Genomic DNA, 19,351 nt, shown 5'->3' on the forward strand with positions numbered 1-19,351 from the left:
GTTCGGGTTCACTGGGCGGCCAGCCATTTCGCGACCCCGCCGACTGCGTCCTTGCAACCGCCGCAGCCGGTCGTCGCGCGGGTCGCCCCGGCGAGGGCGGGGACGTCGGTGGCACCGCCGCGCCAGGCCTCGACGAGCCGTCCCTTGGTCACCGCGTTGCAGCGGCAGATGACCGCCGAGGCGGGCAGATCGGCCGGGCTCGACGCCGACGGCGCCCCGGCGGGCAACGCACGTCCCAGCAGGACGGCGAGCCGGTCTTCGGGCACCGGTGTGCCCCGGTCGTACAGTTGGGTGATCGACGCGGCCGCGTCGGGCAGGCCGAGCAGGATCGCGCCCGCCACCCGGTTTTCGCGGAGGACGAGCTTGCCGTAGCGGCAGCCCGCCGGGTCGCTGAAGGTGAGCACTTCGGCGGTCGGGTCGTCCGCGCCGGTCATCGTCTCGCCGAGCGCGGTGAGGTCGATGTCGCGGGCCTTCAGCCTGGTCACCGCCTGGGTACCGCGGTAACGCGACGAGGATTTCGTGCCGGTGACGAGATCCGCGACGACGGCGGCCTGTTCCCACGCGGGTTGCACGAGTCCGCCGAACGCGCCGGGATGCCGTGCGCAGTCGCCGATCGCGTGGATCCGGCCGTCGCTGGTGCGCAGCAGATCGTCGACGACGATGCCGCCCTCGACGGTCAGCCCGGCGTCCATGGCGAGTTTCGTCTCGGGCCGGACGCCGGTCGAGACGACGATGAGATCGGCTGGCACGTGCGTGCCGTCGTCGAGCTTGAGCCCGTCGCCGCTGACATACCGCGCGGCCCCGACGCCGAGCCGGAAGACGACGCCGAGTTCTTCGAGCTTCCTGGTCAGCACCCGCGCCGATTCCGCGTCCAGCTGACGTTCCATGATGTGCGGCATCGGATGCACGACGGTGACGAGATTCCCGCGTCCGGCGAGGCCTCGCGCGGCTTCCAAGCCCAGCAGCCCGCCGCCGAGCACGGCGACCGGCGCGCCCAGTCTGGCCGCGTCGAGGATGCGGGCGCAGTCGTCGAGCGTGCGGAACGCGACGACGTCCGGGCCGGGTTCGAGTCCCTCGACCGGCGGCATCCACGGGTTCGCGCCGGTGGCGAGCACCAGCACGTCGTAGTCCACAGTGGACCCGTCATCGAGATGGATCCGCCGCGCTTCCCGGTCGATCGACGTCGCGGAGACGCCCCGGCGCAGGTCGGCACGGGTGCGGGACGGCCATTCGTCGTCGTGCAGCCGGACGGCTTCGGGCCGCATGGTGCCGGCGACCACCGACGAGAGCAGCACCCGGTTGTAGGCGGTGTGCTCCTCCGCGCCGATGACGGTGAGCCGCACCCGTTCGCCCTCGGGATCGCGGCGCTGGATCTCGTCCGCGAGCCGCGCGCCCGCCATCCCGTATCCGGCGATGACCACCGACCGGGGGCTCACGCGACGACCTCGGCCGGGGCGAGCGCGACCGCGCACACCTTGAACTCGGGCATCCGGCTCGTCGGGTCGAGCACCGGGTTGGTCAGCAGGTTCGCCCTGCCCTCGCCGGGAAAGTGGAACGGCAGGAACACCAGATCGGGGCGCAGCGACGCCACACAACGGACCCGGGCGACGGTCTCCCCTCGCCGGGAACGCACCACGGCGAGGTCGCCCTCGGCCAGCCCCGCGCGAGCAGCGGTGTCGGGATGAACTTCCACGAAGGCCTCCGCCACGACATCGTTGAGTTCCTTGACCAGCCGGGTCTGCGCCCCGGACTGGTAGTGCTGCAGGACCCGGCCGGTGGTGGCCTGCAAGGGGAATTCGGCGTCGGGTGGTTCGGCCGGGCCGACGTGGTCCACCGGCACGAACCGCGCGCGACCGTCCGGGTGGGCGAAGGAGTCGAGGAACATCCGCGGGGTGCCGGGATGCGATTCCGCCGGGACGGGCCAGTAGAGGGCCTCGCCGTCGCGGAGCCGGTCGTAGGTGACGCCCGAGTAGTCGGCGACACCGCCCTTGGAGGCCTGGCGGAGCTCGGTGAAGACGGTCTCGGCGTCCGTCGGGAACCGCCCGTCGGGCTGACCGAACCGGCGGGCGAGTTCGGAGAGCACATGGAGATCGGTCTTCGCGCCGGACGGCGGATCGATCGCTTTGCGCCGCAGGAGGATCCGGCCTTCGAGATTGGTCATCGTGCCGTCTTCTTCGGCCCACTGGGTGACCGGCAGGACGACATCGGCCATCGCCGCCGTCTCCGACAGGACGAGGTCCGAGACCACCAGGAAGTCCAAAGAGGACACCTTTTCCTGGATGTTCCCGGCGCGGGGCGCGGAAACGACGAGGTTGCTGCCGAACACCATCAGCGCGCTCGGTCCGTCTTCGGTGCCGAGCGCCTCCAGCAACTCGACGGCCGAACGGCCCGGCCCCGGCAGGGATTCCGGCGGCACACCCCAGACCCCGGCGACGTGTTCGCGCGCCGCCGGGTCGTCGATCTTGCGGTAGCCGGGCAACTGGTCGGCCTTCTGCCCGTGCTCGCGGCCGCCCTGTCCGTTGCCCTGCCCGGTCAGGCAGCCGAACCCGGATCCCGGGCGCCCCGGCAGGCCGAGGGCGAGCGCGAGGTTGATCCAGGCGTTGACCATCGCGGTGCCGTTGGCGTGCTGCTCGGTGCCGCGCGCGGTGAGGACGTAGGCGTTACGGGCCGCGGCGAGCTTGGCGGCGACACGACGCTGGTCCGCCGCGGAGACGCCGGTGATCTGCTCGACGCGCTCCGGCCACCATGCCGCGACCGATCGCCACAGTTCGTCGAATCCGTTCGTCCGCGCGTCCACATAGGACTGATCGAGCAGGCCGTCGGCGACGACGGCGTGCAGGATGCCCTGCGCGAGCGCGAGATCGGTCCCCGGCGCGGGCCGCAGGTGCAGTCCGGCCAGTTCGGCGGTCGGCGTACGGCGCGGGTCGACGACGATCAGGTCCGCGCGCGTGAGATGCTGGGTGAACGGCGGCATCGTCTCGGCCGGGTTCGCGCCGATGAGCAGCACCGCGTCGGCGTCGGCGAGATCCGTGACCGGGAACGGCATCCCGCGGTCGGCGCCGAACGCCTTGATCCCGGCGGCCGCCGCCGACGACATGCAGAACCGGCCGTTGTAGTCGATCTGCGAGGTGCCCAGCGCGACGCGGGCGAACTTCCCCAGCAGATACGCCTTCTCGTTGGTCAGCCCGCCGCCGCCGAAGACGGCGACCGAGTCGGCACCCTTGGCCGCGCGGATCTCGGTGAGCCGCCGCGCGACGAGGTCGAGAGCCTGTGTCCAGGTCGCGGGCCGGAGTTCGCCGTCGCTCCTGATCAGCGGTGTCGTCAAGCGGGAGGGCGAGGTGAGAAGCTGTCCCGACGTCCAGCCCTTCTGACACAGGCCGCCGGCGTTGACCGGGAAGTCGCGCGGGGCGACCCGGGCGCCGTCGAGGCTCATCCCGCACTGCAGGGCGCAGTACGGGCAGTGCGTGTCCACCGCGGTCACGGTGGGGGCGGTGAGCGGCACGGGCACCTCCTCCAGGCGTCGATAGCGCTTGAAGGTAGGTAGGCCGTGTTACCTGAAAACTCCTGAATGTTTCAGGCGTTTGACATTGCCCGCCGCCGATGGACGTCACACCGTGAGGTCGCGACGCCCGCAATTCGGCACCTGCTTGCGTTCGTTGCGCGCGCAACTAACGCAAGCAGGTGCCGAATTGCGAGCTATAAACTCTGTGTATAGACCGTGCGTATACACACTGTGTATAGTCGTCGGCATGTCCATCGGGAACACCCTGCTCGGCCTGCTCGAAGCCGGCCCCAAGCACGGTTACGACCTCAAGCAGCTCTACGACAAGCAGTTCCGGCAAGACCGCCCACTGCACTACGGGCAGGTCTACTCGACGCTGAACCGGCTCCTGAAGAACGGTCTCGTCGAGGAGAACGGCGTCGAAGCGGGCGGCGGCCCGGACCGGAAGCGGTACGCGATCACCGAAGCCGGCGTCACCAACGTCGAAGAATGGCTGAAAAGCCCGGAAAGTCCCTCGGTCTACCTGCAGAACACGCTCTACACCAAGGTGGTGCTCGCCCTTCTGTCCGGCCGCGGCGCGCAGGATCTGCTCGACGCCCAGCGGAGCTCACACCTGCACGCCATGCGCGAGCTCACCGCCCGCAAAACCGACGGCGACCTCGCCGACCAGCTGATTTGCGACCACGCGCTGTTCCACCTGGAAGCGGATCTGCGGTGGCTGGAGCTCACCGCCGCCCGCCTCGACGACCTCGCGCGCCAGCTGGCGCGCTGATCTGGGGACCACACAGTGGAAACACCGTTGTTACAAGGGCTCGGCCTGCACAAGGCCTTCGGCCCGAATCAGGCGCTGGCCGGGGCCGGGCTGACGCTCGAAGCCGGCGAGATCGTCGCGATCATGGGCCCGTCCGGATCCGGGAAATCGACCCTGCTGCACTGCCTGTCCGGCATCGTGCCGCCAGACGGAGGGCAGGTGCTGTTCCGCGGGCGCGATCTCGCGAGCATGCCCGACGCCGAACGCAGTGCGTTGCGACGCACCGAATTCGGCTTCGTCTTCCAGTTCGGGCAGCTCGTCCCGGAGCTGACCTGCCTGGAGAACGTCGCGCTGCCGCTGCGTTTGGGCGGGATGAAACGCCGCCCCGCCGAGCGGATCGCGCGGGGCTGGCTCGACCGGCTGGCGGTCGGCGACGCCGGTGACAGCACGCCCGGCCAGGTTTCGGGCGGGCAGAGCCAGCGGGTCGCCATGGCCAGGGCACTGATCACCGAGCCGTCGGTGATCTTCGCCGACGAACCGACCGGCGCGCTGGACACGCTCAGCGGAGAACTGGTCATGCGCCTGCTGTCCGAGACGGCGAAACAGACCGACGCCGCCGTCGTCCTCGTCACCCACGAACCGCGAGTGGCCGCCTACTCCGACCGGGAGGTCATCGTGCGAGACGGCCGGACACGCGAACCGGTGGTGACCCGATGACCGGACGCGAAGACCTGATGCTGGGGTTCCGGCTGGCCGTCGGGGGCGGCCGGGGCTCGATCGTCAGGCTCGTCCTGAGCACCGTCGGCATCGGGCTCGCGGTGGCGATCCTCCTGATCGGCGCTTCCGCGGGCACCGTCAAGGAGAATCGCGACCAACGGGCGTTCGCCGCTTACGTGCGGAGCGAACCGATCCCGGGCGTCGCCCCGCTGATCTACGGCGCGACGACGACCGACTTCCGTGGTCAGGTGATCGCGCTCCTCCACCTGCGGCCGACCGGCCCGGGTTCGCCGATCCCACCGGGGGTGGACCGGCTGCCCGCACCGGGCGAGGTCTTCCTTTCGCCGAAGCTGGACGAACTCGTCGCGTCCGACACCAGCGGCCTGCTACGGCCTCGTCTGCCCGGCAGACCGGTCGGGCTCATCGCCGCGGAGACCACGCTCAATCCGAACGACCTGGTCGCCTACGTCGGCACAGACGCGCTGCGGGACGGACGGACGATCTATGGCTTCGGCGCCGAACCCGGCTTCGACGACGTGATCGAGAACGGGATCCTGATGCTCCTGTTGCTCGGCCTCTTCCTCCTGCTCACGCCGGTGTTCATCTTCGTCGGGACGGTCTCCCGGCTCGGTGGCGCCGCCAGGGACCGGCGGCTCGCCGCGCTGCGGCTGGCGGGCTCGTCCCTCCGGCAGCTGCGCCGGATCACCGCGGCGGAATCCCTCGTGGGCGCCGCGGCCGGGCTGGTCGCCGGTGCCGCGTTGTTCCTGTTCGTCCGCGGTTCGGTGGCGAACTTCCAGGTGTTCCGGTTCGGGGTGTACCCGAAGGACCTGACGCCGTCGTGGCCGTTGGTGGTGCTGATCGTGCTCGTGGTCCCGGCCCTGACCGTGGCGACGGCGTGGGCGGCCCAGCGGCACACGGTGGTCGAACCGCTCGGAGTCGTCCGCGAAACGGCCCCGCCGAAGCGGCGGTTGTGGTGGCGCCTGCTGCCGGTCCTCGCCGGAATCGCCTTGATAGCCCCGGATCTCGGCGTCGCGAGCGGACTCGGCCGCGTGGCGCTGATCGCCGGCGCCGTCCTGTTGATGCTCGGGATCCCGGCGCTTCTGCCGTGGTTACTGGAACGCGTCGTTTCCCGGATCAAGGGCGGGCCGCCGTCGTTCCAGCTCGCGATCCGCCGGCTGCGGAGCGACAGCGGGACCCCGTCACGGGTGGTCGCGGGGCTCTGTGTGGTGCTCGCCGGCGCGATCGCGCTGCAGAGCCTGCTGGCGGGCCAGGCGGCGCTGGAGGCCGATCACCAGGACGCGACAGCGGGCCGGATCACCGTCCACGCGGACGGCTCCGTGGCCGACCAGGCGATCGCCGCGGTCCGCGCGGTGCCGGGTGCGGCCGACTTCCAGGCCATGCGCTCGATGCTCGTCGACGCGAACCGCGTGGACAGCGCGCTCGTCGCGTTCGCCGTCGCCGACTGCGCCACGATCGAGGCGGCCACCACCACGACCGGTTGCCGCGACGGCGACGTGTTCGCCGACCCGTTGTTGATCCACAAAGGACAGTCGGTGAAGTTCACCGACGACGACAAGCGGGAACACCCCTGGACCGTTCCGGCCACGCCGCGACCGCTCGCAAAGAAGCCGTCGGGGTTGGTCGAGTCGCTGGGCCTGCACGTACTCGCGACCCCTGCCGCGGCGGCGGGCGTCGACCTGGCCGCCGCGTCGGTCACGGTGAGCCTGCGCGGAACGACCGGGAATCCGGATTTCGTCGAACTGGTGCGGAACTCGGTGGCCCCGTACAGCGGGCAGGTCACCGTGGCCGCCTACACCGGGAAACGGGCCACCGACGAGGCCCGGATGTTCGATGACGCGCGGAACATCCTGCTCGGCGGCGCGCTGTTCGTCCTGCTGCTGGCCGGGGTGAGCCTGCTGGTGCTCGCCCAGGAACAGGTCCGGGAACGGCGGCGGGCACTCGGCGCGCTGTCCGCGACCGGCGTCCCGGTGCGGGTGATCGTCCGGTCCCTGATGTGGCAGAACGGGATTCCGCTGCTGCTGGGGATCGTGATCGCGACGGCGACCGGGATCGCCGTCGCCGCGCTGGGCAAGCGGCTGTTCTGGGACGGGCTGTACATCGACTGGGCCGCGGTCGGGCTGCTCGCCGCGGCAGCGGTCGCGGTGGTGCTGCTGGTGACGGCGTCGACGCTGCCGTCCGTGCGCTCGGCGGCGAAGGCGGAAAACCTGCGCACCGAGTGATCCGTCCGTGAAGGCCCCTTGTCACAGGGGGCCTTCACGGACCTACAGCACGGCGCTGACGTCGCGGGCGGCGGCGCGGAGGCCGTCGTGCGCCGCTCGCGTCGACCGTGGGTCGAGTGCGTTGGCGGCGAGCCGGAAGAGGACCGCCCGCAGGAGAAGCTGGGGCCATTCGGGCAGATGCGCCCAGCGTTCGAGAAGATCGATGGTGGCGCCGCCCCAGGCCAGCGCGTCGACCGCGACGATCGCGGCACCCCATTCACCTGGCCGGTAGTACGGCACGAAATCGACGATGCCGGGGGCCTCGTCGCCGTCGGACAGCACGCCGGCGAGAAGCTCCCCGTGGACGACCTGGTCCGGCAGTTTGACCGGTCTTCGGGAGCCTGCCAGTACCTCGAACCAGCGGCCGCCCTTGTTCTCGTCGAGGGACATGTCCGCCTCGCCCCAGGCGAGTTTGTCGGCCAGCGCCTCGAGATCGGTGCGCCGTCCCAGGAAATCCGGCCGAGGCAACCCGGCCGTCGCGCGATGCAGTTTGACCGCCGCGTGCACGACCTCGTCGTACCGGTGCTCGGCCGTGCCGGACACGAACCGGTTCGCCGACCAGCCGCCGACCACCCAACGGCCATCGCTGGACCTGACGGGCTTCGCGACCCGCAGCCCCGGCTCGTCGATGGCTTCCAGCGCCCGGGCCGTCCACAGGGTCCGCGACTTGTCCACGACGGGCTTGAGCACGAGATCGTTGTAACGCCAGGCGTTGGTTCCGGGCATCGGTTCCGCGTCACCGGTACGTCCGCCGAACGCCGAACAGACGTGTTCCGGAGGGCTTTCAAGGGTGGCACGCACGGCTCGGCACGTTACCCCGTCTTCCGCGCCACGAACGAGAAGACGCGCTGGTCTCGAGTAGCGATACTCAAGACACCATTGCTTCTGACCTGCCGTTCTTCGACCGTGGTCCCCCGAACGGCGCAGCGCCGCCTCACCGACGGGCAGCTCGGTTTCCTTCACGGGTATCGCTCAGCTACCGACGGCCGACCCCGGAACGATCCGGCGGCCCCGGCTGTCCCGGCGGTCCGTGAAGGCCCCCTTGAGGGACCCAGAGTCCGTGAAGGCCTCCTTCACTACCTTGAGGGTAGGCAAGGAGGCCTTCACGGACTTTTGCTTCTCTCAACATCAAGAGACGCGATAGCAAGGGACCTTTGCTAGCGTTCGTTAGCACACTAACTAACGACAGCAAAGGTCCCTTGCTCTCTTTCCGCAGGTCAGCGGCAGTAAAGCGTCAGTAAGTCGGCAGGCTCTGGTCGATCTGCCGCGCCCAGGCCAGCACGCCGCCACCGAGGTGGGTCGCGTCCTTGAACCCGGCCTTGTGCAGCGCCGCGAGCGCCTCCGCCGAACGCGCGCCCGACTTGCAGTGCAGCACGATCGGCTTGTCCTGCGGCAGTTCCGACAACGCCTCACCCGAGAGGATCTTGTCCTTCGGGATGAGCGTCGCGCCCTTGATGTTCACGATCTCGTACTCGTGCGGCTCGCGGACGTCGATGAGGGCGAAGTTGTCGCCGTTGTCGAACTTGGCCTTGAGTTCCGCCGGAGTGATCGTGTGTCCCGAAGCGGCCGAAGCGGCTTCGTCGGACACGACGCCACAGAATGCTTCGTAGTCGATGAGGCCGGTGATCTTCGGGGTCTCCGGATCCTTGCGGATCTTGACCTCGCGGTACTTCATCTCGAGCGCGTCGTAGCTGACGAGCCTGCCCAGCAGCGGCTCGCCGATGCCGGTGATCAGCTTGATGGCCTCGTTGACCATGATCGAGCCGATCGACGCGCACAGTACGCCCAGCACGCCACCCTCGGCGCACGACGGGACCATGCCGGGCGGCGGCGGCTCGGGGTAGAGGTCGCGGTAGTTGAGGCCCTTGCCGTTCGGCGCGTCCTCCCAGAACACGCTCGCCTGGCCTTCGAACCGGTAGATCGAGCCCCACACGTAGGGCTTGCCAGTGAGCACGGCGGCGTCGTTGACCAGGTAGCGCGTCGCGAAGTTGTCGGTGCCGTCGAGGATCAGGTCATAGCGCTCGAACAGTTCCAGCGCGTTCGACGACTCGAGCCGATCGGTGTGCAGGTGCACCTTCACGAACGGGTTGATCTCGGCGATCGTTTCCTGCGCCGACGCGGCCTTGAGCTTGCCGATGTCGGACTGGCCGTGGATCACCTGGCGGTGCAGGTTGGATTCGTCGACCTCGTCGAAGTCGACGATGCCGAGCGTGCCGACACCGGCCGCGGCCAGGTACAGCAGCGCCGGGCTGCCGAGGCCACCGGCACCGATGACCAGCACCTTGGCGTTCTTCAGCCGCTTCTGCCCGGTCACCCCGACGTCCGGGATGATCAGGTGACGGCTGTACCGGGCCACCTCTTCCTTGGTGAGCTCGGCGGCCGGCTCGACGAGCGGCGGCAGCGTGCCTGACATCGGGTCCTCCATCTCGCGTGGATCGCGGGTCGCATCCCAGTATCTACAACACGGACAGGCGGAAACGACTTCCCCTGTTTCATATCCTGGGATGTTTCAGCAGGTGAGACGGCGGGGACTAAGGTGTCGGATTCGGCCAGGAGCCCGGTTTGCAGACCTTGCCGTCGGCGGGCACCTTGCCCCGGTCCCCGCCGGGCAGGTCGTTCAGCTGCGCGACGAAGTCGTTGGAGACGCCGAAGGTCTGCTGCATCATGACCGGCGCGATCGCGCCGTTCTCCGGGCAGCCCACGTGCTTTCCGCCCAGGGCATGGCCGACTTCGTGGTTGATCGCGTACTGGCGATAGCCGCCCATGTCGCCCTGGAACGCCATCGCCCCGCGCACCCAGCGAGCCAGATTGATCACCACGCGTTTGTCGAAGCTCGACCGGTAACACGAGGTCTCGTAGGTGATCTGGAACATGCAGACGTCCGCGCGATGCGTCGTGTTCGGTGTGGTGAGACTCACCCGAAAGCTCGGGTTCGGGAAGCTCGCGTCGACGCGCTGAAGCGCCTTCTTCCCGTCCCAAGTCCAGCTTTGAGGATTGCTCAGGGTCTCCACGACCGCGTTGGCGAAGCTGTCGTCGCCCGCGTAGCTGGACGAATCGATGCCGTCCTCGACCTCGACGGTATAGGTGTACAGCGTGCCCGTTCCGACCTTCTGGCTGCTTCCCGGCACGACGTGGTACGTGCCCTTGCCGGACTCCGTGAAGTTGCCGCCCTTGGGCAGGTCGGCGGTCGGGATCTTGAGGTCGACCGGTTTCGCCGGGTTCTCCGGGAGGACGTCACCACCCCCGTCCACACCCGCGCCCGGTTCGCCGCCGTTGCCGGCGGAACCGTCGGCCACCGCGATGCTCGTCCCGTCGGAGGCGATCGGCTCGGCCGGGCCGGTGGCGGTGTTGAACACGACCAGCGCGGTGATCACCACGAGGATCGGCAGCGCGTACACGCGCCAGCCATAGGTCTTGGCGAACTGGCCGATGCCGCCCTTGCCCTTGCGCTTGGCCACCTTGGCCTTGGCGGCGCCGGGCTCGTGCGGCTTCCAGGACGCGCTGAGCGGCTCGGCGCTGGTCCGGCGGCCGCCGGGACGATAGCGATCTTCGTCGAGCCGCTGCGATGGCGGCGGCGTGGGCCGGTACTGCCCGGTGCGCGGCACATCGGAGGTCCGGGGCTGGGCGCGCGGCGGACGGCGGGCGGCTGCGGAGTACTGAGACCGCCGACCTTCGCCCTGCGCGCCTTGCTTTACCCGATCCACGCGCACCAGGGTGCCATAACCGAACTGTGATGTTGTGAGCGACCGGCGCTTCGCGCGGCGTTCCCCGCCCACCCGAATGGGCTACCAGGTGCCCGATTCGACCGATTCCCACATTCCCAAAACGGCCTTCGCTACGACATTCGGGCGTTCCATCTGCGCCACGTGGCCGGTTCGTGGCAGAACGAGCAACCGGGCGTGCGGAAGTAGCCGAGCGGTGCGCTCTGCGCGCCGGACGGAGATCACCCGGTCGTGCTGCCCCCACACGACGAGCGTCGGCGCGTCGACGGTCGGGGCGACCGCCCACAGCGACGCGGGCCCGCGGGCGGACCACGTCCGGAAGATGCCGAACGTGCTGCGGGCCAGCGCGGGGGCCGCCCAGGCGAACCCGGCGCGAGCGCTGTGCTCCTCTTCGAGCTCGTCCAGCCTGCTTTCGGCGAATCGGCCCGGGTCGGCGAAGCACAGCTTGATGACCTGCATGGCGCGTTCGCGCGGGCCGAGCGCGGCCAGTTGACGGCGCACCCTCGGGCCGATCAGCGGCAGGTACGCGAACGCCATCCGCGGGTCGGACAGCCGTTTCATACTGGGACGGAGATCCGGCATCGCGGGCGAGATCAGCGTCAGCGTCTTCACCAGCTCCGGACGGCGGGCCGCGACGAGCAGCGCTACTGCGCCACCCATCGAGTTGCCGAACAGGTGCACCGGCCCCGCTTCGAGGCTCTCGATGTGGCTCGCGACGATCTCGGCGTGCGCGTCGAGGCTGAAGTCGAAACCGTCGGGCGGCTCCGAATAGCCGAAACCCGGCAAATCGACCGAGGTGCCTCCCGCTTGGGGCGCCAGCAGCGCGGCGAGGTCCGTCCAGTTCGTGGACGAACCGCCGAGCCCGTGGACGTAGACGGCCGTCTCGGGACCGCCCGGCGTCCGGCGGGTGTGCAATTTCACCCCGCCGACACCTACTGTTTCCCCGGGCCAAGGGGGTGGCGCGGGATCCAACGACGGCAATGACCTGCGCGACAGCGGCACGTGGGTCAGCGGAGAGCGGCCCCCGGCGGCACGGGAAACTGAAGAAGACACAGGATCAAGGATGCCCGACCCTTGGCGGTCCGGCCGTACCGGCGAGTAATCTCGAGCTCACTTCACGCGGCGGTGACCCCGCCCCGCGGAGCCCCGCTCGACTGCGCTGATGAGTTCTCGGCGGTAAGGATTGCCTCGAACAAGGCTGATGCGTTCTCGGCGGAGACGAGTGCCTCGAACTGGAGGAACGATGACAGAAATGGCGCGACTGCAGGCGCGAGGCGTCCGCCTGCCCAGAACGGAACGCCGCGCCCAGCTGCTGGCCGCCGCGCAGCGGGTGTTCGCCGCGAACGGATACCACGCCGCCGCGATGGACGAAATCGCCGAAGAGGCCGGAGTCAGCAAACCGGTCCTCTACCAGCACTTCCCCGGCAAGCTCGACCTCTACATCGCGCTGCTGGAGAGCCACGTCGACGAACTGGTGCGCCGGGTCAAGGACGCGCTCGACTCCACGACGGACAACAAGCAGCGCGTGCCTGCGACCGTCGGGGCGTTCTTCGACTTCGTCAACAACGACGCCGGCGCGTTCCGCATGGTCTTCGAGTCCGACCTGCGCGGCGAGCCAGCCGTGCAGGAGGCGGTGGACCGGGCGACGTCGGCCAGCGTCGACGCGATCACCGAGACCATCACCGCCGACGCGGGCCTCGACGAGGACAAGGCGCGCCTGCTCGCCGTCGGTCTCGTGGGCCTCTCGCAGGTCAGCGCGCGGTTCTGGCTGGCGCACCACAAGTCGATGAGCCGCGAAGAGGCCGTTGCCCTCACCGCCAACCTCGCCTGGCGGGGTATCGGCGGTGGCTTCCCGCTGCAGCACTGATCCGCGTTTCGTCCTCTACTTGCGGTCCTTGTACGCGCAACGACCGCAAGTAGAGGACGAATTGCGTCTCCCCGGTCGAAAAGATCACATCAGCTCACCGGACGCGGACGCCCCGCAAGATGACCGCGATGGGATGCTCCAGCTGCCCGAGGTCTTCGCGCGGATCCTCCGCGTAGACGACGGCGTCGGCGGGCGCGCCCGGAACCAGCCCGGGCAACCCCAGGTATTCGCGCGCGGCCCACGAGCCGGCGGCGAGGGCGTCGTGCGTTCGCAGCCCGACCTCCGCCAGGGCGCGGATCTCGACGCCCACGCGACCATGCGGCCGGGAATCCGTACCGGCGAGGATCTTCACCCCGGCCTCCGCCGCCGCCACGACCAGCGCGGGATGCGCCTCGGCCCCGCCGACGAACCAGCGTTTCCGTGGAGTGTCCTCGCGGTTCCGCATGTTCCCCAGCGCCGACTGGAACACCGACAGCGTCGGTGTGAGCGCGGTTCCGCGGGCCGCCATGTCCGGCAGGTAGCCGGGGTCGAGCCACATTCCGTGCTCGACGGAATCGACTCCGGCGGCCACCGCGGCTTCGCCGCCGGCGGCGTGCTGGGAGTGCACCGCGAGACGGCCGCCCACCGCGTGCACCGCCTCGACGACCGCGATCATGACGTCGGACGGCACGGCGTCGTCGCCGGTCCGCCAGTCGGCGATGATCTTGGCCCAGCCGGTGCGTTTCGCCTGCGCCGCGGCGAGTGCGGGGAGCTCCGCGTGCGTGGCGCGCCGGCCCCAGCCGTCGAAGAACTGACCGTGCTGGGCGATCCACGGCCCGGCGTGCACCGCGCGGGGCAAGCCGGGTTCGGCGCCGAACCACTCGGGTGGCTCACCGGGCAGCCCTGGCGAGCGGATCATCGTGACCCCGGCGTCGACGTGCCGGTGCAGGTCGGCGCGCAGGATCTCCTCGTCCATCGGGTCACCGGGTTCCTCGGCTCCGGGATGAGTGTGGGCGTCGACGAGCCCCGGCAGGAGCCAGCCCTCCGCGACCAGGTCCGCGCCGGGGACCGGATCGGTGGTCCAGCGGTCGCCGTCGGCGTAGAGATCGACGTACTCGCCATCGGGAAGCGCACGGCCCCGGACTCTGACGATCACGGTGTCCCCCTCGTGACTTTGTCGAGTCGACTCAACCACGGACGACGGCCCCGCGAGAAGAGCAAGGGACCTTTGCTACCGCTTTGATCCATCCAGCGGCACCGGACCGGGCCCGGCGTCGGCTATGAATCGAGCGACCGCGTTGCCGATCCGCGAGGAGTAGTCACCATGCCCCACATCGCGCTCGACGAGAACCTGCCCGGCATCACCGCTCTGTTCGCGTACCGGCCGGAGACCGCCGCACCGCTCGGGCAACTCGCCGAGGTCCTGCTTCGCGGCCCGAGCAGCCTCAGCGTGGGCGAGCGCGAACTGATCGGCGCGGTCGTCTCGCGCGGCAACGACTGCACGTTCTGCTCACGCAGTCACGCGGCCGTCGCCGCCGAAGCGCTCGAAGGTGGCATGCCGGTCGTCGAAGCGGCTTGGAAGGACGTCGACGGTGCACCCGTGTCGGCGAAGGTGAGGGCGCTTCTGCACGTCGCGCTCGCCGTCCGCGAGAGCGGGAAATCCGTGGGCGAAGATCTGATCGAGAGCGCCCGCGCGGAGGGCGCGACGGATGTCGAGATCCACGACACGGTCCTGATCGCGGCCGCTTTCTGCATGTTCAACCGCTACGTCGACGGGCTCGCCACGGTCGCCATCGACGACCAGGACGCCTACCGCGAAACAGGCGTCCGTCTCCTGGCAAACGGCTACACGAACCTCTGACGAGAGCAAGGGACCTTTGCTACCACTTGGCCGCGGCCCACGTCGCGAAAGCCACTTTCGCGACGCCTGATGTCCCGAAAGTGGCTTTCGCGACGCCTGATGTCCCGAAAGTGGCTTTCGCGACATCCTCGGATACCCCGGCCGAAGCCCTGACCTGCAAAAAGAGAGCAAGGGACCTTTGCTACCACTTGCCTCAGTGTCGAGAGAAGCGGTAGCAAAGGTCCCTTGCTCCCCTTTCAGACCCTCGCGGCGCGGCGTACGAGGGCTGCGATGCGGTCCGAAACCTCTTGTGCCCGTTCCTGCGGGAGCATGTGCCCGGCGCCCGGGTAGCGCACGAATTCGGCGTCCGGCAGTTCGTCGGCGATGACCTTGGCGTGCGGCGGCGGGCAGAGCCTGTCCCGCTCCCCCGCGAGCACGATCACCGGTTTGCCCTGCAACGCGGCCAGCGTGACACGGCAGTCGTGCCGCGAGATCGCGTCCTGGAAACCCGCGACGCTCGCCGGATGCGCGCACAGCAACTGCTCGGCGACCGAGTCCACGTCGGCACGCTGGGGTCGTCGCCCGAAGACGAGCAGCCGCGCACCGGGCCGCACCACCGACAGCGGCAGCGGCAAGGCGTCCCGGCGGTTCTTCGCGAGCAGCTTCGCGAGCCTCCGTTCGAACCTCGCCGCGCCGCTGCCCGCGATCCCCGGCAGGCCGAGGGTGATCCGGTCCATCTCACCGGACGACGTGGCGACGAACGCGACCCCTGCGACGCGCCGGGCCACGAGGTCGGGATGCCTGCGGGACAGTTCCATGATCGTCATGCCGCCCATGGAGTGTCCGGCGAGCACGAGCGGCCCGTTCGGGACGCGGTCCTGGATCAGCTCGGCGAGATCGTCGGCGAGGGTCGCGATCGTGGCCGTCCCCGGTTTCGCCGGCGCGGAACCGCCGTGGCCGCGCAGGTCGTAGCGCAGGATCCGGACGGAGTCGCCGAGCCGCGACGCCACGCCGTCCCAGGTCCGGTGGTCCTGCGTCCAGCCGTGCACGAGTACCAGCGTGAGTTCGGAGTCGGCGGGCCCGCTCGTCTCGACGTGCAGGGCGGTGCCGTCGCCGGTCACGAACCGGTGTTCCCGCGACGGGTCCCACGAGACGGCGTCGCGCTGCTTGACGCTCCTCATCGCTTCCCCGGCAGCAGGAAGGACTTGCGCCAGAAGTACATGCCCGGCTTGCCGACCAGACCGGATTCCTGCAGGAAAGGCATGATCTTCTCTCCCGCCCACTGGATGCTTTCGCGCCAGTTGGGGTTGTTCAGCGCGGCTTCGACGCCGTCACGCGGACGAATGCCGACGGCCTTGTAGACGCGCGGGTTGATGAAGGCCCGCGTCACGAAGTACGAAATGAGCGCGATGATGAACTGCTGGTAGAGGATTTCCTTCTTCGACAGTTTCGCCATCCCGCGAGTCACCTCTTCGCGGGCGAAGGTGACGTGCCGGGCTTCCTCGAGCACGTGGATCCGGTTGACCATGCGCACCAGCGGCTGGATGTCCGGGTCGTTCATCTGCTCGCGCTGAAGCCGGTCGAGGACCTCCTCGGCGACGAGGATCGCGCCGTAACGCGCGGGGCCGTAGCTGATCGTCGGCATCAGTTTCGCCAGCCGCCGCAACCACGGCACCGGCCCGTAGGACGGGCAGCCGATCCGTGAAGCCATCCGCGCGAACATCGTCGAGTGACGGCATTCGTCCGCGATCTCGGTCAGCGCGTACTGGGCGTGCGAGCTGGTCGGGTCTTCGTCGTAGACCTCCTTGAGCAGCATCTGCATCAGGAGGATTTCGAACCACAGCCCCGTCGTGGCGACGCTCGCGACCTCGTGCTTGCCGAGTTCGACGCGCTGCTCTTCGGACAGCGAATCCCACAACTTGGTGCCGTAGAGCGAAGAACGGTGTGCCGGGATGTAGCGCTTCCCGTCCACGAGCGGGGCGTTCCAGTCGATGTCGACGTCGGGATCGTAGAACTTGTTCGCGGAGGACTTGAGCAGCCGCTCGGCCGTCTTCTCCCGGTCTGTTTCCTTCAGCGCCCGCGTCATTGCCGACACACCCCTATCTGTAACCCGTGGTAACAGTTACCTCTGGTAGCATGACCGGGGTGATCGAACGTGTCAAGCGCAACAGCAAGCAGTCGAGCAAGCACCCCACGGCGGGTGAGGCCGACACGGGCGACGCCCGCCGCGACCGCTGGCGCAAGCACCGGATCGCGCGTCGCGCGGAGTTCGTCGAGGCCGCCCTCCGCGCTCTCGACACGCACGGCCCGGACCTCGGCATGGAAGACGTCGCAGCCGAAGCGGGCGTCACGAAACCCGTGCTGTACAGGCATTTCGACGACAAGGCGGATCTGTACGTCGCGCTCGGGCAACGCGGCACGGAGATCCTCTTCCAGCGGTTGATCCCGGCCATCAACTCCGAACTGGCCCCGGTCCCCCGGATCCGGATGGCGCTCGACTCGTTCTTCAGCGTCATCGAGGAGCACCCCAACCTGTACCGCTTGCTCGCGCGCGGTGGCCTGCAGGAGAAGGTGCTCGTCAAATCCGACGTCGTCGCCGAGGACAAGGAACTGATCGCCACCGCGCTGACCGCGCTGCTCGGCGACTACATGCGGATGTTCAACATGGACTCCGGCGCCGCCGAACCGTGGGCGCACGGCATCGTCGGCATGGTGCAGAGCACCGGCGAATGGTGGCTGGACCGGCGCTCGATGGGCCGCGACAGCGTCGTCGAATACCTGACGCAGATCATCTGGGCCGCGATCGACGGCCTCTCCCGGCAGCAGGGCATCGTCATCGACCCGAATCTGCCGCTCGAAGAGAACAAGGTCGTCCAAATGCGACGAGACTCGGAGGCACAATGAGCGAGCACGACGAAGACGGCTACTCCGGCGAAGCGGTCCTCGTGATCGACGGGACCGAGATCGCGGCCACGGTCGACCTGAGGGGCTACTTCCAGCCCATCGACGGGTACTACCGCTGGTACGGCCGTGTCGCCACCAACGAGCAGGTGTCCGCGGCCGCCGGCGGCAAGAAGACCGCGGTCGAGATCCGCGCGGGCGAGTACAGCGCGAAGGGCGAACTCTCCGACCCCGACCCGTGGGACCGCTACCGCATCATGGGCACCAGCACGCCGCCCTTCCACGTGCCGACCTCACTGGAAGAACTGAACGACCTCAACGCCTGACCCCCACGTAGCTGAAGGGCGCTTTCCCCGCATGTCATGCGGGGAAGGCGCCCTTCGTCGCGTCAGACGAGGTGAAAGGCCCCCTCAGCCCCGCCGTTGAGCGGGTACTCGCGCCGGGGGCATCAGGTACTTGGGCCAGCTCGACAGCTTGTTCATCGCCCATTCCAGCGGCCCCCGCCCGACGAACTTCCGCCACAGCACCGCGGCGGTCAGCGCGACCACCGAGAACTCGACGAAGTGCAGCACACTGAAGATCGAATCACCGTCGCTCTCGTCCCACAGCAGCGCGATCGCCACGAAATGCAGTACGTACGCGCTCAGCACCCGCCCGCCCAGATCCGAAAGCGGCCGCAGCGCACGTTCGAACTTCGGCATCAGCAACTGGCAGCCGCCGATCACCGCCGCCGCGATCCCGATCGAGATCAGCAGGTCGAACGGCGTGTACGAGGTGCCCGTCGGCAGCAGTTCCCAGGCCCAGCTGGTGGTCGGCGGCGTGCCGTGGATCCAGGTCTGGTGAAGCCGGAAGAATTCCGGCGGCGTCATCCCCGCCTGCGCGGCGGCCGGTTCCAGCGAGCGGTAGACAGCCCGCATGCCGCCGAGCGGGCCGGTCGCGATCCAGGACACGAGGTACCCGCCCACCGCGAGCGCGGATCCACCGAAGAACAGCCGTCGGCACACGCTGCGCGAGGTCAGGTCCATCCGTCCGATCGACGTCCCGGCGAATACATACGCCATCAGCGTCAACGCGGGGAAGGTACCGGTCAGGACGAGGACGGTCGCGGCTTTCAAGAGCCCTGTCGAAGTGACATCGTCCGCGGTCAGGTCCGGCGCGAAGAAGAGCAGGTCGCGGGGCAGCAGCTGCGCTCTGATCAGATGCGAGAGCAGCGGGCCGGCCACGGCGACGACGACCGCCGCGATCGCCAGCGCCTTCGCGCCCGCGCGCAGCCACGGGATCGCGAAGAGGAAACAGGCCCCGTAGTAGGCCAGGATCACCATGTAACCGGTCTCGAGGCTGGTCAGCCACAGTCCCAGCGCCACCAAGAGCGGAGCGCGGGTCGCCAGCTTGAGCGCGACGCGCGTCCGGTCGCGGCCCAGCTTCGGGCGGCGCCCGCCGGACATCAGCGCTATCGAGACCCCGGCCAGTACCGCGAACAACGCCGCGGAGTGGCCTTCGAACGGTTTGAACAGCACCCCGACGCCGCCTTTGGCGGGCTCGGGGCCGACATGCACCGCGTACATGCCGAGTACTGCCAGGCCGCGGGCGACGTCGATGCCGGTCAGCCGCCCCGCGACCCGTTTGCCTTGTCCGGGAACAGTGCGCGCGCCGTCGACCAGCGCGCGGTCCATCACAGTGACGCCGTCCACCTCATTTCTCGGCTAGCCCCCTGCCGTCCCCGCCATAGCGTGACGATCAAATCTGAGAGCTGGCTGAGACGCGGTGGTGACGCCACTGTGACATCCGACTAC

General features: G+C 69.1%; 17 protein-coding genes. 7 read left to right on the forward strand and 10 right to left on the reverse strand.

Annotation, left to right across the window (positions count from 1 at the left end; translation table 11 throughout):
• Positions 1 to 8: 8 nt before the first annotated feature.
• Both H074_RS19500 and H074_RS19505 read right to left on the reverse strand, forming a co-directional pair.
• Positions 9 to 1,436, reverse strand: a complete 1,428-nt coding sequence (locus H074_RS19500; RefSeq protein WP_007031769.1) for an FAD-dependent oxidoreductase — start codon at positions 1,434 to 1,436, stop codon at positions 9 to 11.
• On the reverse strand, positions 1,433 to 3,481 hold the full coding sequence (locus H074_RS19505) for a molybdopterin oxidoreductase family protein (protein ID WP_085940983.1): 2,049 nt from the start codon (positions 3,479 to 3,481) through the stop codon (positions 1,433 to 1,435). The genes H074_RS19500 and H074_RS19505 overlap by 4 nt, the downstream gene beginning before the upstream one ends.
• A 268-nt stretch (positions 3,482 to 3,749) precedes the next feature.
• Here H074_RS19505 and H074_RS19510 point away from each other — a divergent pair, with 268 nt between their 5' ends.
• From H074_RS19510 to H074_RS19520, 3 genes are read left to right on the forward strand one after another with little or no spacing between them, the layout of a single operon-like run.
• Positions 3,750 to 4,274 carry a PadR family transcriptional regulator gene (locus tag H074_RS19510; protein ID WP_007031771.1) on the forward strand — a complete coding sequence of 175 codons (525 nt, stop codon included), beginning with the start codon at positions 3,750 to 3,752 and terminating at the stop codon, positions 4,272 to 4,274.
• Between the two features lie 15 nt (positions 4,275 to 4,289).
• Positions 4,290 to 4,970 carry an ABC transporter ATP-binding protein gene (locus H074_RS19515; protein ID WP_039922909.1) on the forward strand — a complete coding sequence of 227 codons (681 nt, stop codon included), beginning with the start codon at positions 4,290 to 4,292 and terminating at the stop codon, positions 4,968 to 4,970.
• On the forward strand, positions 4,967 to 7,210 hold the full coding sequence (locus tag H074_RS19520) for an ABC transporter permease (RefSeq protein ID WP_007031773.1): 2,244 nt from the start codon (positions 4,967 to 4,969) through the stop codon (positions 7,208 to 7,210). Before H074_RS19515 ends, H074_RS19520 begins: the two co-directional genes overlap by 4 nt.
• Positions 7,211 to 7,252: 42 nt before the next feature.
• Here the strand turns inward: H074_RS19520 and H074_RS19525 are convergent, their stop codons facing one another.
• From H074_RS19525 to H074_RS19540, 4 genes are all read right to left on the reverse strand, one after another.
• The gene (locus tag H074_RS19525) at positions 7,253 to 8,050 is read right to left on the reverse strand and encodes a TIGR02569 family protein (RefSeq protein ID WP_007031774.1); all 798 of its coding nucleotides are present in this window, start codon (positions 8,048 to 8,050) and stop codon (positions 7,253 to 7,255) included.
• Between the two features lie 433 nt (positions 8,051 to 8,483).
• A complete protein-coding gene (gene moeZ / locus H074_RS19530; protein ID WP_007031775.1) occupies positions 8,484 to 9,662 on the reverse strand; it encodes an adenylyltransferase/sulfurtransferase MoeZ in 1,179 nt (392 codons plus the stop codon).
• 118 nt (positions 9,663 to 9,780) lie between these two features.
• Entirely contained in the window at positions 9,781 to 10,953 is a 1,173-nt protein-coding gene (locus tag H074_RS19535) for a DUF3152 domain-containing protein (protein ID WP_039923001.1), read from the reverse strand.
• Positions 10,954 to 11,034: 81 nt separating this feature from the next.
• Positions 11,035 to 11,892: an alpha/beta fold hydrolase gene (locus H074_RS19540; protein ID WP_007031777.1), complete on the reverse strand. Its 858-nt coding sequence runs from the start codon at positions 11,890 to 11,892 to the stop codon at positions 11,035 to 11,037.
• A gap of 322 nt (positions 11,893 to 12,214) precedes the next feature.
• Between H074_RS19540 and H074_RS19545 the strand changes: the two genes are divergently transcribed.
• On the forward strand, positions 12,215 to 12,838 hold the full coding sequence (locus H074_RS19545; RefSeq protein ID WP_039922912.1) for a TetR/AcrR family transcriptional regulator: 624 nt from the start codon (positions 12,215 to 12,217) through the stop codon (positions 12,836 to 12,838).
• Between the two features lie 94 nt (positions 12,839 to 12,932).
• On the opposite strand, the gene H074_RS19550 is transcribed toward H074_RS19545, so the two are convergent.
• Positions 12,933 to 13,973, reverse strand: a complete 1,041-nt coding sequence (locus tag H074_RS19550; RefSeq protein ID WP_007031779.1) for an amidohydrolase family protein — start codon at positions 13,971 to 13,973, stop codon at positions 12,933 to 12,935.
• 168 nt (positions 13,974 to 14,141) lie between these two features.
• On the opposite strand from H074_RS19550, the gene H074_RS19555 reads away from it, so the two are divergent.
• Complete coding sequence (locus H074_RS19555) at positions 14,142 to 14,678, forward strand: carboxymuconolactone decarboxylase family protein (protein ID WP_007031780.1); 537 nt, start codon at positions 14,142 to 14,144, stop codon at positions 14,676 to 14,678.
• A gap of 236 nt (positions 14,679 to 14,914) precedes the next feature.
• Here H074_RS19555 and H074_RS19560 read toward each other — a convergent pair whose 3' ends face one another.
• Together H074_RS19560 and H074_RS19565 are read right to left on the reverse strand one after the other, a co-directional pair.
• Positions 14,915 to 15,838 carry an alpha/beta fold hydrolase gene (locus H074_RS19560; RefSeq protein WP_007031781.1) on the reverse strand — a complete coding sequence of 308 codons (924 nt, stop codon included), beginning with the start codon at positions 15,836 to 15,838 and terminating at the stop codon, positions 14,915 to 14,917.
• A complete protein-coding gene (locus H074_RS19565) occupies positions 15,835 to 16,743 on the reverse strand; it encodes an AurF N-oxygenase family protein (RefSeq protein ID WP_007031782.1) in 909 nt (302 codons plus the stop codon). Before H074_RS19565 ends, H074_RS19560 begins: the two co-directional genes overlap by 4 nt.
• A gap of 50 nt (positions 16,744 to 16,793) precedes the next feature.
• Between H074_RS19565 and H074_RS19570 the strand changes: the two genes are divergently transcribed.
• Together H074_RS19570 and H074_RS19575 are read left to right on the forward strand one after the other, a co-directional pair.
• Positions 16,794 to 17,561, forward strand: coding sequence for a TetR/AcrR family transcriptional regulator (locus tag H074_RS19570; protein WP_007031783.1), 768 nt, complete (start codon positions 16,794 to 16,796; stop codon positions 17,559 to 17,561).
• Complete coding sequence (locus H074_RS19575; RefSeq protein ID WP_007031784.1) at positions 17,558 to 17,884, forward strand: DUF4873 domain-containing protein; 327 nt, start codon at positions 17,558 to 17,560, stop codon at positions 17,882 to 17,884. The genes H074_RS19570 and H074_RS19575 overlap by 4 nt, the downstream gene beginning before the upstream one ends.
• Positions 17,885 to 17,968: 84 nt before the next feature.
• Here the strand turns inward: H074_RS19575 and H074_RS19580 are convergent, their stop codons facing one another.
• Positions 17,969 to 19,249: a heparan-alpha-glucosaminide N-acetyltransferase domain-containing protein gene (locus H074_RS19580; RefSeq protein WP_007031785.1), complete on the reverse strand. Its 1,281-nt coding sequence runs from the start codon at positions 19,247 to 19,249 to the stop codon at positions 17,969 to 17,971.
• Between the last annotated feature and the right edge of the window lie 102 nt (positions 19,250 to 19,351).

The sequence above is a fragment of the Amycolatopsis decaplanina DSM 44594 genome (assembly GCF_000342005.1).
GTDB classification, from domain to species: domain Bacteria; phylum Actinomycetota; class Actinomycetes; order Mycobacteriales; family Pseudonocardiaceae; genus Amycolatopsis; species Amycolatopsis decaplanina.

Excerpts from the sequence above, each read along its gene's own strand:
- H074_RS19520 (WP_007031773.1), top strand. The coding sequence starts at position 4,967 with ATGACCGGACGCGAAGACCTGATGCTGGGGTTCCGGCTGGCCGTCGGG.
- H074_RS19565 (WP_007031782.1), bottom strand. The coding sequence starts at position 16,743 with ATGACGCGGGCGCTGAAGGAAACAGACCGGGAGAAGACGGCCGAGCGG.
- H074_RS19555 (WP_007031780.1), top strand. The coding sequence starts at position 14,142 with ATGCCCCACATCGCGCTCGACGAGAACCTGCCCGGCATCACCGCTCTG.
- H074_RS19575 (WP_007031784.1), top strand. The coding sequence starts at position 17,558 with ATGAGCGAGCACGACGAAGACGGCTACTCCGGCGAAGCGGTCCTCGTG.
- H074_RS19570 (WP_007031783.1), top strand. The coding sequence starts at position 16,794 with ATGACCGGGGTGATCGAACGTGTCAAGCGCAACAGCAAGCAGTCGAGC.
- H074_RS19510 (WP_007031771.1), top strand. The coding sequence starts at position 3,750 with ATGTCCATCGGGAACACCCTGCTCGGCCTGCTCGAAGCCGGCCCCAAG.
- H074_RS19560 (WP_007031781.1), bottom strand. The coding sequence starts at position 15,838 with ATGAGGAGCGTCAAGCAGCGCGACGCCGTCTCGTGGGACCCGTCGCGG.
- moeZ (WP_007031775.1), bottom strand. The coding sequence starts at position 9,662 with ATGTCAGGCACGCTGCCGCCGCTCGTCGAGCCGGCCGCCGAGCTCACC.
- H074_RS19545 (WP_039922912.1), top strand. The coding sequence starts at position 12,215 with ATGACAGAAATGGCGCGACTGCAGGCGCGAGGCGTCCGCCTGCCCAGA.